Source organism: Enterobacter sp. V87_3 (assembly GCF_029967835.1).
Classification (GTDB): Bacteria; Pseudomonadota; Gammaproteobacteria; order Enterobacterales; family Enterobacteriaceae; genus Enterobacter; species Enterobacter cancerogenus.
The window spans coordinates 287,866-304,164 of sequence record NZ_JASCAM010000010.1; the positions used below are offsets into that span (position 1 = coordinate 287,866).

Consider the following 16,299-nt stretch of genomic DNA (forward strand, 5'->3'; position numbering starts at 1 on the left):
GAGGGAGAAAAGGATCGACTCCCTCTCCCGCCATTCAGACAATTCCAGACAGTGTTCCACATTTCCTCCATTTTTCTGCCGGGTAGCCTGACTAAACTAGTATCATTCCCCGAAGTGTTTCAGGATGAGAACGTAAAACGATGAAAGGCAGTAACAAATCCCGCTGGGCTATCGCCGCTGGCATCATTGTGGTGGTTCTTGCCGCCGCCTGGTACTGGCACAGTCAATCCGCGAAGTCCCCTGCATCCTCGGGGGTGAGCAGCTCATCTCCGCGCGCGGCGGGCGGTGGCCGCCACGGTATGCGCGGCGCGGCGCTGGCCCCCGTGCAGGCAGCGACCGCCATCAACAAAGCCGTTCCGCGCTATCTCACCGGGCTTGGCACCATTACTGCAGCCAATACCGTCACCGTGCGCAGCCGGGTCGAGGGGCAGCTGATGGCGCTTCACTTCCAGGAAGGCCAGCAGGTTAAGGCCGGTGATTTACTGGCAGAGATCGACCCAAGCCAGTTCAAAGTCTCGCTCGCTCAGGCGCAGGGGCAGCTTGCCAAAGACAAAGCCACCTTAGCCAATGCCCAGCGCGATCTCGCCCGCTATCAGCAGCTGGTGAAAACCAACCTGGTGTCGCGTCAGGAGCTGGACACTCAGCAGTCGCTGGTCAGCGAAACCCGAGGCACGATCAAAGCAGACGAAGCAGCGGTCGCCAGCGCCCAACTGCAGCTCGACTGGAGCCGCATTACCGCGCCGATTGACGGACGCGTCGGCCTGAAGCAGGTTGATATCGGCAACCAGATCTCCAGCGGTGATACCACGGGCATCGTGGTCATTACCCAGACTCACCCCATCGATTTAGTCTTTACCCTGCCGGAGAGCGACATCGCCACCGTGGTGCAGGCGCAAAAAGCCGGTAAAGGGCTGGTGGTTGAAGCCTGGGACCGCACCAACAAACAGAAACTCAGCGAAGGAGCTCTGCTGAGCCTCGATAACCAGATTGATACCACCACCGGTACCATCAAGCTGAAAGCACGCTTTAGCAATCAGGATGATGCGCTTTTCCCGAATCAGTTCGTTAATGCGCGCATGCTGGTCTCTACCGAAGAAAACGCGGTGGTGATCCCAACGGCAGCGCTGCAGATGGGTAACGAAGGCAACTTCGTCTGGGTGCTTAACGATGACAACCAGGTCAGCAAGCATCTGGTGAAAACCGGGATTCAGGATAGCCAGACGGTGGTGATTAGCGCCGGGCTATCCGCAGGCGATCGGGTGGTAACCGACGGCATCGACCGTCTCACCGAAGGGGCGCGCGTCGAAGTGGTCGAGGCGCATGGCGCGAGCAACAGCGAACAGCCGGCGAAACGCGAGCACGCTAAACAGGGAGCCAGCGCCTGATGCAGGTCATGCCACCGAGCGCGACAGGTGGGCCATCACGCCTGTTTATTATGCGCCCCGTCGCCACCACGCTGTTGATGGTGGCCATTTTGCTAGCCGGGATAATTGGCTATCGCTTTCTGCCCGTGTCGGCGCTGCCGGAAGTGGATTACCCTACGATTCAGGTGGTCACGCTCTACCCTGGCGCCAGCCCGGACGTGGTGACGTCGGCCATTACCGCGCCGCTGGAGCGCCAGTTTGGGCAGATGTCTGGCCTGAAGCAGATGTCCTCGCAAAGCTCTGGTGGGGCATCGGTAGTGACGCTGCAGTTCCAGCTGACGCTCTCGCTGGACGTCGCCGAGCAGGAGGTGCAGGCCGCGATCAACGCCGCCACCAATCTGCTGCCGTCTGACCTGCCTAATCCGCCAGTCTACAGTAAGGTCAACCCGGCCGATCCGCCAATCATGACGCTGGCCGTCACCTCCTCCGCCATGCCGATGACGCAGGTGGAAGATATGGTTGAAACCCGCGTGGCACAGAAGATTTCACAGGTAACGGGCGTCGGTCTGGTGACCCTGGCGGGCGGACAACGTCCTGCCGTGCGCGTGAAGCTTAACGCGCAGGCGATTGCCGCGCTGGGGTTAACCAGCGAAACCATTCGTACCGCCATCACCAGCGCCAACGTCAACTCGGCCAAAGGCTCGCTGGACGGGCCAACCCGCGCGGTCACGCTTTCGGCCAACGATCAGATGCAGTCAGCCGATGAGTATCGCCAGCTGATTGTCGCCTACCAGAACGGCGCGCCAATTCGCCTCGGCGACGTGGCGACCGTAGAACAAGGCGCGGAAAACAGCTGGCTTGGGGCATGGGCCAACAAGCAGCAGGCGATTGTCATGAACGTTCAGCGCCAGCCGGGTGCGAACATCATCGAAACCGCCGACAGCATTCGTGCCATGCTGCCGCAGCTGATTGAAAGCCTGCCGAAATCGGTCAGCGTGAAGGTGCTTTCCGACCGCACCACCAACATTCGCGCCTCCGTTACCGACACCCAGTTCGAGCTGATGCTGGCGATTGCGCTGGTGGTAATGATTATCTACCTGTTCCTGCGCAACGTGCCGGCCACCATTATTCCCGCCGTCGCCGTACCACTCTCGCTGGTCGGAACCTTTGCGGTGATGGTGTTCCTTGATTTCTCGATCAACAACCTGACGCTGATGGCCCTGACCATCGCCACCGGTTTCGTGGTGGATGACGCCATCGTGGTGATCGAGAACATTTCGCGTTACATCGAGAAAGGCGAGAAGCCGCTCGCCGCCGCGCTGAAGGGGGCGGGCGAGATCGGCTTTACCATTATTTCCCTCACCTTCTCGCTGATTGCGGTGCTGATCCCGCTGCTGTTTATGGGCGATATCGTCGGACGGCTGTTCCGGGAGTTTGCCGTCACCCTGGCGGTGGCGATCCTGATCTCCGCCGTGGTGTCGCTGACGCTGACCCCGATGATGTGTGCCCGCATGCTGAGCGTGGAGTCCCTGCGCAAGCAAAACCGTTTCTCGCGCGCCTCTGAGCGGATGTTCGAGCGCATCATCGCCGCCTACGGCCACGTGCTGGCGAAGGTGCTGAACCACCCGTGGGCGACGCTTGGGGTTGCCCTGGGTACGCTGGCGCTCAGCGTGATGCTGTGGATTTTCATCCCGAAAGGCTTCTTCCCGATTCAGGACAACGGCATTATCCAGGGCACGTTACAGGCCCCGCAGACCGTTTCGTTCGCCAACATGGCACAGCGCCAGCAGCAGGTATCGGAGATCATCATGAAAGATCCGGCGGTGGAAAGCCTCACCGCCTACGTGGGCGTCGACGGCACTAACCCGTCGCTGAACAGCGCGCGTCTGCAGATCAACCTCAAACCGCTTGATGACCGCGACGATCGCGTCAACACGGTGATCCAGCGCCTGCAAAACGCGGTGGCGAAGGTGCCGGGCATCGAACTCTACCTGCAGCCGATTCAGGATTTAACCATTGATACCCAGGTGAGCCGCACTCAGTATCAGTTTACCCTGCAGACCACCAGCCTGGAGGCGCTCAGCACCTGGGTGCCGCAGCTGGTTGATACCCTGCGCGGCCTCCCGCAGCTCTCCGATGTCAGCAGCGACTGGCAGGATAAAGGGCTGGCGGCCTACGTTAACGTTAACCGTGACACCGCCAGCCGTCTGGGTATTTCCATGGCGGACGTGGATAACGCGCTGTACAACGCCTTTGGCCAGCGCCTGATCTCCACTATTTATACGCAGGCGAACCAGTACCGCGTGGTGCTGGAGCACAACACCGGGAACACGCCCGGGCTTGCCGCGCTTGACACCGTACGCCTGACCAGTAAGGACGGCGGCATCGTGCCGCTCAGCGCCATTGCCAGCGTGGAGGAGCGCCACACCCCGCTGACCATCAACCATCTGGATCAGTTCCCGTCGACCACCATTTCGTTTAACGTCCCGGACGGATACTCGCTGGGCGAGGCGGTGGAAGCGATCCAAAACGCCGAAAAAAACCTCGGCTTCCCAACGGATATACAGACCCAGTTCCAGGGGAGTATGCTGGCGTTCCAGGCGGCGCTGGGCAGCACCATCTGGCTGATCGTGGCCGCCGTGGTGGCGATGTATATCGTGCTGGGCGTACTGTATGAAAGCTTTATTCACCCGATCACCATCCTCTCCACCCTGCCGACGGCGGGCGTCGGGGCGCTGTTAGCGCTGATGCTGGCGGGCAGCGAGCTGGACGTGATTGCGATTATCGGCATCATTCTGCTCATCGGTATCGTCAAGAAAAACGCCATCATGATGATCGACTTCGCCCTTGCCGCCGAGCGCGAACAGGGAATGTCGCCGCGCGATGCGATCTTCCAGGCCTGTCTGCTGCGTTTTCGTCCGATCCTGATGACCACCCTCGCCGCCCTGTTAGGCGCGCTGCCGCTGATGCTGAGTACCGGCGTTGGGGCCGAACTGCGGCGTCCTTTAGGGATCGGTATGGTCGGCGGTCTGCTGGTCAGCCAGGTGCTGACGCTGTTTACCACGCCGGTGATTTACCTGCTGTTTGACCGTCTGGCCCTGTGGACCAAAAGCCGCTTCCCGAAACGTGAAGAGGAGGCGTAAGTGAAGTTTTTCGCGCTCTTCATTTACCGCCCGGTGGCGACGATATTGATTTCGCTCGCCATCACCCTGTGCGGCGTACTCGGCTTCCGGCTGTTGCCGGTAGCCCCGCTGCCGCAGGTGGACTTCCCGGTGATCATGGTCAGCGCCTCGCTGCCCGGTGCGTCTCCGGAAACCATGGCCTCGTCGGTCGCCACGCCGCTGGAGCGGTCACTCGGGCGCATTGCGGGGGTCAACGAAATGACCTCCAGCAGTTCGCTGGGCAGCACGCGCATTATCCTTGAGTTCAACTTCGACCGGGATATCAACGGCGCAGCGCGCGACGTGCAGGCAGCGATCAACGCCGCCCAGAGCCTGCTGCCGAGCGGTATGCCGAGCAGGCCGACCTATCGCAAAGCCAACCCGTCCGACGCGCCAATCATGATCTTAACGCTCACCTCGGACACCTATTCCCAGGGCGAGCTGTATGACTTTGCCTCTACCCAACTGGCGCAGACCATCGCCCAGATCGACGGCGTGGGCGACGTCGACGTGGGCGGTAGCTCCCTGCCCGCCGTGCGCGTAGGGCTCAACCCGCAGGCGCTGTTCAACCAGGGCGTGTCGCTGGACGACGTGCGTTCCGCCATCAGCAACGCAAACGTGCGCAAACCGCAGGGGGCGATTGAAGACAGCAGCCACCGCTGGCAGATCCAGACAAACGATGAACTTAAAACCGCCGCAGAATACCAGCCGCTGATTATTCACTACAACAACGGCGCGGCGATGCGTCTGAGCGATGTCGCCAGCGTGACCGATTCGGTGCAGGACGTGCGCAACGCCGGGATGACCAATGCCAAACCGGCGATTCTGCTGATGATCCGCAAGCTGCCGGAAGCCAACATTATCCAAACGGTGAACAGCATTCGCGCGCGACTGCCGGAGTTGCAGGAGACCATTCCGGCGGCGATAGACCTGCAGATTGCCCAGGATCGCTCCCCGACGATCCGCGCCTCGCTTGAAGAGGTTGAGCAGACGCTGATCATCTCCGTCGCGCTGGTGATCCTGGTGGTCTTCCTGTTCCTGCGCTCGGGCCGCGCGACGCTGATCCCGGCCGTTGCCGTACCGGTGTCGCTGATCGGCACCTTTGCTGCCATGTACCTGTGTGGCTTCAGCCTCAACAACCTGTCGCTGATGGCGTTGACCATCGCCACCGGCTTCGTGGTGGATGATGCGATAGTGGTGCTGGAAAACATTTCACGCCACCTCGAAGCGGGCATGAAGCCGCTGCAGGCGGCGCTGCAGGGCACGCGCGAGGTCGGCTTTACGGTGCTCTCCATGAGCCTGTCGCTGGTGGCGGTATTCCTGCCGCTGCTGCTGATGGGCGGGCTTCCTGGCCGCCTGCTGCGCGAATTTGCCGTCACGCTTTCCGTCGCGATTGGTATCTCGCTGGTGATCTCACTCACCCTCACGCCGATGATGTGCGGCTGGATGCTCAAACGCAGCAAACCGCACACCCAGCCGCGCCGCAAGGGCTTTGGCCGCGTGCTGATGGCGATGCAGGAAGGCTACGGCAAATCGCTGAAATGGGTGCTGAACCACACCCGCATCGTCGGGCTGGTGCTGGTGGGCACCATCGCGCTGAACGTCTGGATGTATATCTCCATCCCGAAAACCTTCTTCCCGGAACAGGATACCGGGGTGCTGATGGGCGGTATTCAGGCCGACCAGAGCATCTCCTTCCAGGCGATGCGCGGCAAGCTGCAGGACTTTATGAAGATTATTCGTGAAGACAAAGCCGTGGATAACGTCACCGGTTTTACCGGCGGGTCGCGCGTGAACAGCGGGATGATGTTTATCACCCTGAAATCGCGGGATGAGCGTAACGAAACCGCGCAGCAGGTGATCGACCGTCTGCGGGTCAAGCTCGCCAAAGAGCCGGGCGCAAACCTGTTTTTGATGGCCGTTCAGGATATCCGCGTCGGCGGACGTCAGGCCAACGCCAGCTATCAGTACACCCTGCTCTCGGATGATTTAGCCGCGCTGCGCGAATGGGAGCCGAAGATCCGCAAGGCCCTGGCCGCTCTGCCGCAGCTGGCCGACGTGAACTCCGACAGCCAAAACAACGGCGCGGAGATGAACCTGACCTACGATCGCGAAACCATGTCGCGGCTGGGGATTGACGTGGCGGCGGCCAACAGCCTGCTGAACAACGCCTTTGGTCAGCGTGAAATCTCCACCATCTACCAGCCGATGAACCAGTACAAGGTGGTGATGGAGGTCGATCCGCGCTACACCCAGGACATCAGCGCACTGGACAAAATGTTTGTGATTAACAGTGAAGGCAAGGCGATCCCGCTCTCCTACTTTGCCAGCTGGCAGCCCGCGAACGCGCCGCTGTCGGTGAACCATCAGGGGCTGTCGGCGGCATCGACGGTCTCCTTCAACCTGCCGACCGGCTCGTCGCTGTCTGAAGCGAGCGACGCCATTAACCGCACCATGATCCAGCTTGGCGTGCCCTCTACGGTGCGCGGCAGCTTTGCCGGTACCGCGCAGGTATTCCAGGACACGATGAACTCGCAGGTGATCCTGATCCTCGCGGCGATTGCGACGGTCTATATCGTGCTCGGCGTGTTGTATGAGAGCTACGTCCATCCGCTGACCATCCTCTCGACGTTACCGTCGGCGGGCGTGGGGGCACTGCTGGCGCTGGAATTGTTCGGCGCGCCATTCAGCCTCATCGCGCTGATTGGTATCATGCTATTAATAGGCATTGTGAAGAAAAACGCGATCATGATGGTCGACTTCGCGCTGGACGCCCAGCGCAACGGCAACCTGACGCCGGAAGAGGCCATATTCCAGGCCTGCCTGCTGCGTTTTCGCCCGATCATGATGACCACGCTGGCGGCGCTGTTTGGCGCGCTGCCGCTGGTTATTTCCGGTGGCGACGGGTCCGAGCTGCGCCAGCCGCTGGGGATCACCATTGTTGGCGGGCTGGTGATGAGCCAGTTGTTGACGCTCTACACCACGCCAGTGGTCTATCTGTTCTTCGACCGTCTGCGACTGCGTTTTTCACGTAAAAACAGAACAACGGTGACCGAGTAAATGACCGATCTTCCCCGTCAGGTTCGCTGGCAGCTATGGATAGTGGCGTTCGGCTTCTTCATGCAGTCGCTGGACACCACCATCGTGAATACCGCCCTCCCCTCCATGGCGAAAAGCCTGGGGGAAAGCCCGCTGCACATGCATATGGTGATCGTCTCCTATGTGCTGACGGTGGCGGTAATGCTCCCCGCCAGCGGCTGGCTGGCGGATAAAGTCGGGGTGAGAAATATCTTTTTCACCGCCATCGTGCTGTTTACCGTGGGATCGCTGTTTTGCGCTCAGGCGAACACGCTCGATCAGCTAATTATGGCCCGCGTCTTACAGGGCGTTGGCGGCGCGATGATGGTGCCCGTGGGGCGGCTAACGGTAATGAAAATAGTCCCGCGCGAGCAGTATATGGCGGCGATGACCTTCGTGACGCTCCCCGGCCAGGTGGGGCCGCTGCTCGGCCCGGCGCTGGGCGGGATTCTGGTGGAGTACGCCTCGTGGCACTGGATCTTCTTGATCAACCTGCCGGTCGGCATCGTGGGGGCGATAGCCACCCTGATGCTGATGCCGAACTACACCATGCAAACCCGGCGCTTCGACGTCTTTGGCTTTATCCTGCTGGCCGCCGGGATGGCCACGCTGACGCTGGCGCTCGACGGGCAGAAAGGGCTGGGGATTTCCTCCCTGCCCCTCGGAATACTGGTCGCCCTCGGCATCACCGCCATTCTGTGGTATCTGTGGCATGCCAGAGGGAACGACAAAGCGCTGTTTAGCCTTCATCTGTTTAAAAACCCCACCTACCGCCTTGGCCTGTTCGGCAGCTTCGCCGGGCGCATCGGCAGCGGCATGCTGCCCTTTATGACGCCGGTCTTTTTACAGATTGGCCTGGGCTTTTCGCCGTTCCACGCGGGCCTGATGATGATCCCGATGGTGCTCGGCAGCATGGGCATGAAGCGCATCGTGGTGCAGGTAGTCAACCGCTTCGGCTACCGCCGGGTGTTGGTCGCCGCCACGCTTGGGCTGGCGCTGGTAAGCCTGCTGTTTATGGCCGTGGCGCTGATGGGCTGGTATTACGTGCTGCCGCTGGTGCTGTTCTGCCAGGGCATCATTAACTCCATGCGCTTCTCGTCGATGAATACCCTGACGCTGAAAGACCTGCCGGACGAGCTGGCAAGCAGCGGTAACAGCCTGCTGTCGATGATTATGCAGCTCTCAATGAGCGTGGGCGTGACCATGGCGGGCATCCTGCTCGGCATGTACGGCCAGCAGCATCTCAGCGTCGACACCCCGGGCGCGCATCAGGTGTTTTTATATACCTATCTCAGCATGGCGGTGATTATCGCCCTGCCCGCTTTTATCTTCGCCAGAGTCCCGAACGATACCCGTAAGAATGTCGTGATCCGACGCGGCAAAAGGAGTGCACCATGAAATTCTGGCGTCCGGGCATCACCGGCAAGCTGTTTGTGGCAATTTTTGCCACCTGTATCGTTCTGCTGATCACCATGCACTGGGCGGTGCGGGTCAGCTTCGAGCGCGGCTTTATCGACTACATCAAGCACGGCAACGAGCAACGCCTGCAGGGCTTAGGCGATGCGCTTGGCGAGCAGTACGCCCTGCACGGGAACTGGCGTTTTCTGCGCAATAACGACCGCTTCGTGTTTCAGATCCTGCGTTCGCTGGAGCACGATAACGATGACGACCGCCCCGGCCCCGGCATGCCGCCGCACGGCTGGCGCACCCAGTTCTGGGTGATTGACCAGGAGATGCGCGTGCTGGTTGGCCCGCGCGCGCCGGTTCCACCCGACGGCTCAAAGCGCGCCATCAGGGTTAACAATGAGACCGTCGGCTGGGTCATCGCCTCCCCGGTCGAGCGTCTGACGCGCAACACGGATATCAACTTTGACCGCCAGCAGCGCCAGACCAGCTGGCTGATTGTCGCCCTCTCCACCCTGCTGGCCGCACTTGCCACCTTCCCGCTGGCGCGCGGCCTGCTTGCGCCGGTAAAACGTCTGGTAGAAGGCACCCACAAGCTGGCCGCCGGGGATTTCTCCACCCGCGTGGATACCCGCAGCCAGGATGAGCTGGGCAAGCTGGCGCAGGACTTCAACCAGCTCGCCAGCACGCTGGAGAAAAACCAGCAGATGCGCCGCGATTTTATGGCCGACATTTCCCACGAACTGCGCACCCCGCTGGCGGTGCTGCGCGGCGAGCTGGAGGCGATTCAGGACGGCGTGCGCCAGTTTACGCCTGAATCGGTGGCGTCATTACAGGCCGAGGTCGGGACGCTCACCAAGCTGGTGGACGACCTGCACCAGCTCTCAATGTCCGACGAGGGCGCGCTGGCCTACCAGAAAGCGCCAGTGGACGTGATTAACATTCTTGAAGTGGTCAGCGGCGCGTTCCGGGAACGCTTTGCCAGCCGCAACCTGAAAATTGACCTCTCGCTGCCGGACAGCGCCGTGGTATTTGGCGACCCCGACCGCCTGATGCAGTTGTTCAATAACCTGCTGGAAAACAGCCTGCGCTATACCGACAGCGGTGGCGGGCTACTTATCTCCGGCAAACAAGAGAACGGGCGCTTCGCCCTGACCTTTGCCGATTCCGCCCCCGGCGTGCAGGACGCGCAGCTGGAAAAATTATTCGAGCGCTTTTACCGCACCGAAGGCTCGCGCAACCGCGCCAGCGGCGGCTCCGGGCTGGGGCTGGCGATCTGCGTTAACATCGTCGAAGCCCACAACGGCACGATCCGCGCCGCCCATTCGCCATTTGGCGGGGTTAGCATTACAGTAGAGTTACCTCTGGAACGGGATTTATCGAGAGAAGCATGACCGAATTACCGATTGACGAAAACACACCGCGCATTCTTATCGTGGAAGACGAGCCTAAGCTCGGGCAACTGCTTATCGATTATTTACGCGCCGCAGGCTATGCCCCCACGCTGATTAATCATGGCGACCAGGTGCTCCCCTATGTGCGCCAGACTCCGCCGGACCTGATCCTGCTGGACCTGATGTTGCCGGGCACCGACGGCCTGACCCTGTGCCGGGAAATCCGCCGCTTTTCAGACGTGCCCATCGTTATGGTGACCGCTAAAATCGAAGAGATCGACCGCCTGCTGGGTCTCGAAATTGGCGCTGACGATTACATCTGCAAACCCTACAGTCCACGCGAAGTGGTTGCCCGCGTGAAAACTATCCTGCGCCGCTGCAGGCCGCAGCGCGAGCTGCAGGTGCTGGACGCCGAAAGCCCGCTGATTGTCGACGAAAGCCGTTTCCAGGCCAGCTGGCGCAGCAAGCTTCTGGACCTTACCCCTGCCGAGTTTCGCCTGCTGAAAACCCTCTCTCACGAGCCGGGGAAGGTTTTCTCCCGCGAACAGCTGTTGAACCACCTGTACGATGATTACCGCGTGGTGACCGACCGCACCATCGACAGCCATATCAAAAACCTGCGCCGCAAGCTGGAAGCGCTCGACGCTGACCAGTCGTTTATCCGCGCGGTGTACGGTGTCGGGTATCGCTGGGAAGCGGATGCGTGCAGGATTGCCTAAATAACCCCCCCTCACCCTGCCCTCTCCCCAAAGGGGAGAGGGTGTTTGAGTCCCCTCGCCCCTTTGGGGAGAGGGTTAGGGTGAGGTGCAAAGCTTTACCTCCCCGCCCCGCAGCGCTACAATGCCCGCCCTTAAAGTATGGGAACTCCCCCTACCGCGTCACCTGGTGCTCGCGGATCTGACCTGTCATCAGAATGAGAACAAACATGTTTAAACCGGAACTCCTTTCCCCGGCGGGAACGCTGCAAAATATGCGTTACGCCTTTGCCTATGGTGCCGATGCCGTTTACGCGGGCCAGCCGCGCTACTCGCTGCGCGTGCGCAACAACGAATTCAACCACGAGAACCTGCAGCTCGGCATCAACGAAGCGCATGCCCTGGGCAAAAAATTCTACGTGGTGGTCAATATCGCGCCGCACAACGCCAAGCTGAAAACGTTCATCCGTGACCTGAAGCCGGTGGTGGAAATGGGACCGGACGCGCTGATCATGTCGGACCCGGGTTTAATCATGCTGGTTCGGGAGAACTTCCCGGAAATGGACATTCACCTCTCCGTTCAGGCTAACGCCGTTAACTGGGCGACGGTGAAATTCTGGAAACAGATGGGGCTGACCCGCGTCATTCTGTCTCGTGAACTGTCCCTCGAAGAGATTGAAGAGATCCGCACTCAGGTGCCGGACATGGAGATTGAGATATTCGTCCACGGCGCGCTGTGCATGGCCTACTCCGGCCGCTGCCTGCTCTCGGGGTATATCAACAAACGCGATCCTAACCAGGGCACCTGCACCAACGCCTGCCGCTGGGAGTACAACGTTCAGGAAGGCAAAGAGGACGACATCGGTAACATCGTGCACAAGCACGAACCGATCCCGGTGACTAACGTGGAGCCGACGCTCGGCATCGGCGCGCCGACTGACAGCGTGTTTATGATTGAAGAGGCTAAACGTCCGGGCGAGTACATGACTGCCTTTGAAGACGAGCACGGCACCTACATCATGAATTCCAAAGATCTGCGCGCCATCGCGCACGTCGAGCGTTTAACCCAGATGGGCGTGCATTCGCTGAAAATCGAGGGTCGCACCAAGTCTTATTACTACTGCGCACGCACCGCACAGGTTTATCGCAAGGCGATCGACGATGCAGCAGCCGGTAAACCATTCGACACCACCCTGCTGGAAACGCTGGAAGGCCTGGCGCATCGTGGGTACACCGAAGGTTTCCTGCGCCGTCACACCCATGACGACTATCAGAACTACGAGCACGGCTACTCTATTTCTGAACGCCAGCAGTTTGTCGGCGATTTCACCGGCGAGCGTAAAGGCCCGCTGGCAGCCGTCGCGGTGAAAAATAAATTCACCAAAGGCGACAGCCTGGAGCTGATGACCCCGCAGGGCAATATGAACTTCACGCTGGAGCATCTGGAAAACGGCAAAGGCGAGGCGATTGAGGTCGCACCGGGCGACGGTCATACCGTATGGCTGCCGGTTCCGGAAGAGGTGGAGCTGGAGTTTGCGCTGCTGATGCGCAACTTTGACGGTGAAAACACCCGCAATCCGCACGCAAAATAGTTGATTAGGGAAATTTTTTCACGCTGGGATAATTCTTAGAAACGGATCACATACCGCTTCGCTCGTTACGGGTATTATCCCCCCGCTGAAAAACATAACCCATAAATGCTAGCTGTACCAGGAACCACCTCCTTAGCCTGCGTAATCTCCCTTACGCGGGCTTATTTTTTTGCGTCAAACCACCGGACATTGTTTGACGCCGGTTTCACGACCGCTCGGTCTGGATCAGAGTGCGTTGTGCTGGTCAGCTGTATACTAGAAATGCGACAACTCTGTTGAGTAACCTTTGGCTGTCATGTAGCTTATCAGTCGGGCTTTAACAATACCGAGCCATTCCTGCGCTGTCATATTCCAAAGGTCTGGAGCAAACTCACCCTTGTAACGAGCAATAAGCACTTCATACCCATCAGATTGATTTTCTATTTCGATAATATTAGCAAGAAGCATCCGTAAATTAAATTCTGTGGAAGTAGTCAAGTACTCGTCAAGAAGCTTATTAAAATCACAATCATCAACAATAAGATCGCAATCTTGCCCGAAGTAAACAACAACTAATGTATCAAGTTCACATGGTTTGCTGGAATCAGTATTCATAAGTACCTTATGGTGCCGGATATGCTGTCAAAATGAAGTAGGTTTTATCACCATAGCGTCTGGCTTTAATTATCACCCGAACAGTATACGCTTTTTTTACTTCCGTAGATCCTCTATCAATATACTTTCCAACCGGGTAAGGGAAGCTATGTTCCAGAGGTAATTTAGCTTCGGGCTGCATATATTTTAATGCGCCGGTTAATTGACCACGTTTTACTGAAAGAACTTCTGATATCAATAACTCTGCTTGTTTTATACTATTAAAGCTACTTACACGAGAAAGTCTCGTTGTTGTGAGACGTGTAATCAATTGCTCTGGAGTTTGACCAATATGCCGCGCAATTGTATGCCCGAACGTACCGCCTTCATGCGCCAGCAAACGAATACGGCCAGAATACACTGAGCCAACTCTAGCGGCACCGGCTGCACTTGCGAACGCAAACGGAACAGCGAGATCAACTGTAACACCGACTTTATAGGCAACATCAGGACTTGCACCCAATCCGGTAGCTGCAAACTCTGCCAGTTGAGCGGTTGCTGTAGCAGCCTGTTTGCCCGTAATCACCTGCTTAAATGACGCCGTTAGGGTATCGAGACTATGAGAGCCAACAACAACACATCCTGCTTTAGATAACATTGTGGGTTCAGGAACCACGCACAAAACGCCTGCACCGAACATTTCTACAACGCCGCTTACAACGCCCAGACCGCCCCATAAACGGTTACTCATTGTTTCTCCTTCGCTGACAGTTTTACCACGTAATATAGCGGCCATCTGTACCGGAGATATCGTAACGGTAAGCCCATCCTGGGTTTGCATATAAACTCCCTTTTATCATTAAGCAGTTAAACCCGAGGTTATTATCCATCAGATGTAAGGTCAATAATGATTCATCAGCTTACGCCTCGCGCGTATTGCTCGTTGTTTAACGCCGCCTGCCCTTCAAACACGTTTTAGCCCCGGTAGCATTACGTTTATTGGGTCTGTGCCTGTGAGATATTATCCGGGAATTTCGGAATTTTGGCCGGGCTTGATACCTTAAATTGCGGATGACTGATATCGCCCCCTGCCGCCATAACCCTTTCGCCCAAAGTACACGCATGGGCCAACGTGGTTTAACGCCTCTGCGTAACCTGGGAAGCTTTAGTGTTAGCCTTATTTTTTGCCTTTCGTCCTGTTCTTACCCGCTTTTCCCCTCCCTGAGATACACTCTTGGTAGACTAAGAAAAGGGAGCAACGTGGATGGCAACCTATCCAGACAGTTTATTGATTCTTAATGGTAAAAGTGCAGGCAATGATTTGCTGCGTCAGGCGATCGACGAACTGCGTGAAGACGGCGCATCTATTCACGTCCGGGTGACGTGGGAAAAAGGCGACGCGGCGCGCTATATCGACGAAGGGAGACGTCTCGGCGTTGATACGATTATTTCCGGCGGTGGCGACGGTACCATCAACGAAATCGCCGGGGCGCTGATCGACCTCAACCCGGCGGACCGCCCGGTGATGGGCATTCTGCCCCTTGGCACCGCCAACGATTTTGCCACCAGCGCCGGCATCCCCGAGGATTTTATGAAGGCGCTGCAGCTGGCGATCCTCGGTAAAGCCACCGCCGTCGACATTGCACAGGTGAACGATCAGACCTGCTTTATCAATATGGCTACCGGCGGATTCGGCACGCGCATCACCAGCGAAACGCCGGAAAAGCTGAAGGCCGCACTCGGCGGCGTCTCCTATTTGATTCACGGCCTGATGCGTATGGACACCCTTAAGCCGGACAGCTGTGAAATCAGCGGTGAGAATTTCCACTGGCAGGGCGATGCGCTGGTGATCGGCATCGGCAACGGTCGCCAGGCGGGCGGCGGACAGCAGCTCTGCCCGGAGGCGTTGATTAACGATGGGCAGCTACAGCTGCGGATCTTCACCGGCGACGGGCTGCTACCCGCGCTGTTTACCACCCTGACCCAGCCAGCAGAAAGCCCGAATATTATCGCCGGAAAATCCGCGTGGTTTGAGGTGGTCGCCCCAAACGGTATGACCTTCAACCTTGATGGCGAGCCGTTGAGCGGCGACCGGTTCCGCATCGAAGTTGTCCCGGGCGCGCTGCAGTGCCGGTTGCCGCCGGACTGCGTGCTGTTGCGCTGATGTTTTTGCCGGGTGGCGGCTACGCCTTACCCGGCCTACAATTCTCGCTCTCACTGTGGGAGAAGGCCGGGGTGAGGGCACCAGACCGCACACACCTAATACACCGCCACCTCCCGCGCCATTTCGCGGGAATACTGCTGGCTGGCGTGAATCAGCATTCGTGTATAGTCGGTTTTCACGTTCCCGGCGACGAGTTCGTCCACCGTCAGGCTTTCGAGGATTTTACCGTACTGCATCACCGCGACCTTCTGACACAGATGTGCAATCACGCCCAGATCGTGGCTCACCATCAGGTAGGTCAGGTTTGATTCCCGCTGCAATTCCGCCAGCAGGTTGAGAATTTCCGCCTGCACCGACACGTCCAGCGCCGAGGTGGGTTCATCAAGCAGCAGCACCTGCGGCTCCAGAATCAACGCCCGGGCAATCGCCACGCGCTGGCGCTGCCCGCCGGAGAGCTGGTGCGGGTAGCGGTCGCGAAACGCCCGGTTCAGCCCGACTTTATCCAGCAGGGTATGGATGCGCCGATCCCAGTCTTTGATGCCGTGGATCTGCAAAGGCTCCTCCAGAATATCGCCAATGGTGTGGCGAGGATGGAGCGAGCCGTACGGATCCTGAAACACCATCTGCACCCGTCGGCAGCGTTCCTGAGTGAGACGTTTTTCCAGCGGTGTACCGTTAATTGCCAGCTCGCCCTCCCAGTGGGTGAACAGCCCGGCCAGGCATTTCAGGACCGTCGTTTTGCCGGAGCCGGACTCCCCTACCAGACCGTAAATCTCGCCCTCTTTCACGCTGATAGTGACGTCATCCAGCACCTGATTGCGCTTCTCGCCCTCGCCGAAGGCCAGGTTGAGGTGATTAATCTCGATCATCTCTG

General features: G+C 58.6%; 11 protein-coding genes. 8 read left to right on the top strand and 3 right to left on the bottom strand.

Annotated elements, in window-relative coordinates:
- The first annotated feature begins 140 nt into the window (after positions 1 to 140).
- The 7 genes from QLG21_RS02085 (at position 141) to yegQ (ending at position 12,688) form a co-directional block, all read left to right on the top strand.
- Complete coding sequence (locus tag QLG21_RS02085; protein ID WP_282483796.1) at positions 141 to 1,385, top strand: MdtA/MuxA family multidrug efflux RND transporter periplasmic adaptor subunit; 1,245 nt, start codon at positions 141 to 143, stop codon at positions 1,383 to 1,385.
- The gene (locus QLG21_RS02090; RefSeq protein WP_282483797.1) at positions 1,385 to 4,507 is read left to right on the top strand and encodes an MdtB/MuxB family multidrug efflux RND transporter permease subunit; all 3,123 of its coding nucleotides are present in this window, start codon (positions 1,385 to 1,387) and stop codon (positions 4,505 to 4,507) included. Before QLG21_RS02085 ends, QLG21_RS02090 begins: the two co-directional genes overlap by 1 nt.
- On the top strand, positions 4,508 to 7,585 hold the full coding sequence (mdtC, locus tag QLG21_RS02095) for a multidrug efflux RND transporter permease subunit MdtC (RefSeq protein ID WP_282483798.1): 3,078 nt from the start codon (positions 4,508 to 4,510) through the stop codon (positions 7,583 to 7,585). It abuts the gene before it with no gap.
- Entirely contained in the window at positions 7,586 to 9,001 is a 1,416-nt protein-coding gene (locus QLG21_RS02100; protein ID WP_282483799.1) for an MFS transporter, read from the top strand.
- Entirely contained in the window at positions 8,998 to 10,401 is a 1,404-nt protein-coding gene (gene baeS / locus QLG21_RS02105) for a two-component system sensor histidine kinase BaeS (RefSeq protein WP_006176338.1), read from the top strand. The genes QLG21_RS02100 and baeS overlap by 4 nt, the downstream gene beginning before the upstream one ends.
- The gene (gene baeR, locus QLG21_RS02110) at positions 10,398 to 11,120 is read left to right on the top strand and encodes a two-component system response regulator BaeR (RefSeq protein ID WP_137849352.1); all 723 of its coding nucleotides are present in this window, start codon (positions 10,398 to 10,400) and stop codon (positions 11,118 to 11,120) included. Before baeS ends, baeR begins: the two co-directional genes overlap by 4 nt.
- A 206-nt stretch (positions 11,121 to 11,326) precedes the next feature.
- The gene (gene yegQ, locus QLG21_RS02115) at positions 11,327 to 12,688 is read left to right on the top strand and encodes a tRNA 5-hydroxyuridine modification protein YegQ (RefSeq protein WP_006176342.1); all 1,362 of its coding nucleotides are present in this window, start codon (positions 11,327 to 11,329) and stop codon (positions 12,686 to 12,688) included.
- Between the two features lie 255 nt (positions 12,689 to 12,943).
- Here yegQ and QLG21_RS02120 read toward each other — a convergent pair whose 3' ends face one another.
- Positions 12,944 to 13,282 (bottom strand): contact-dependent growth inhibition system immunity protein, encoded by a 339-nt coding sequence (locus tag QLG21_RS02120; protein ID WP_282483800.1) that lies wholly within the window; start codon positions 13,280 to 13,282, stop codon positions 12,944 to 12,946.
- 7 nt (positions 13,283 to 13,289) lie between these two features.
- Complete coding sequence (locus QLG21_RS02125) at positions 13,290 to 14,102, bottom strand: RNase A-like domain-containing protein (protein WP_282483801.1); 813 nt, start codon at positions 14,100 to 14,102, stop codon at positions 13,290 to 13,292.
- A 423-nt stretch (positions 14,103 to 14,525) separates the two neighbouring features.
- On the opposite strand from QLG21_RS02125, the gene yegS reads away from it, so the two are divergent.
- On the top strand, positions 14,526 to 15,425 hold the full coding sequence (gene yegS, locus QLG21_RS02130; RefSeq protein WP_137849356.1) for a lipid kinase YegS: 900 nt from the start codon (positions 14,526 to 14,528) through the stop codon (positions 15,423 to 15,425).
- A 95-nt stretch (positions 15,426 to 15,520) separates the two neighbouring features.
- On the opposite strand, the gene QLG21_RS02135 is transcribed toward yegS, so the two are convergent.
- Positions 15,521 to 16,294 carry an ABC transporter ATP-binding protein gene (locus QLG21_RS02135; RefSeq protein ID WP_137849357.1) on the bottom strand — a complete coding sequence of 258 codons (774 nt, stop codon included), beginning with the start codon at positions 16,292 to 16,294 and terminating at the stop codon, positions 15,521 to 15,523.
- Positions 16,295 to 16,299 lie beyond the last annotated feature (5 nt).

Excerpts from the sequence above, each read along its gene's own strand:
- yegQ (WP_006176342.1), top strand. The coding sequence starts at position 11,327 with ATGTTTAAACCGGAACTCCTTTCCCCGGCGGGAACGCTGCAAAATATG.
- QLG21_RS02100 (WP_282483799.1), top strand. The coding sequence starts at position 7,586 with ATGACCGATCTTCCCCGTCAGGTTCGCTGGCAGCTATGGATAGTGGCG.
- QLG21_RS02125 (WP_282483801.1), bottom strand. The coding sequence starts at position 14,102 with ATGCAAACCCAGGATGGGCTTACCGTTACGATATCTCCGGTACAGATG.
- yegS (WP_137849356.1), top strand. The coding sequence starts at position 14,526 with ATGGCAACCTATCCAGACAGTTTATTGATTCTTAATGGTAAAAGTGCA.
- QLG21_RS02135 (WP_137849357.1), bottom strand. The coding sequence starts at position 16,294 with ATGATCGAGATTAATCACCTCAACCTGGCCTTCGGCGAGGGCGAGAAG.
- baeR (WP_137849352.1), top strand. The coding sequence starts at position 10,398 with ATGACCGAATTACCGATTGACGAAAACACACCGCGCATTCTTATCGTG.
- QLG21_RS02120 (WP_282483800.1), bottom strand. The coding sequence starts at position 13,282 with ATGAATACTGATTCCAGCAAACCATGTGAACTTGATACATTAGTTGTT.
- baeS (WP_006176338.1), top strand. The coding sequence starts at position 8,998 with ATGAAATTCTGGCGTCCGGGCATCACCGGCAAGCTGTTTGTGGCAATT.
- QLG21_RS02090 (WP_282483797.1), top strand. The coding sequence starts at position 1,385 with ATGCAGGTCATGCCACCGAGCGCGACAGGTGGGCCATCACGCCTGTTT.
- QLG21_RS02085 (WP_282483796.1), top strand. The coding sequence starts at position 141 with ATGAAAGGCAGTAACAAATCCCGCTGGGCTATCGCCGCTGGCATCATT.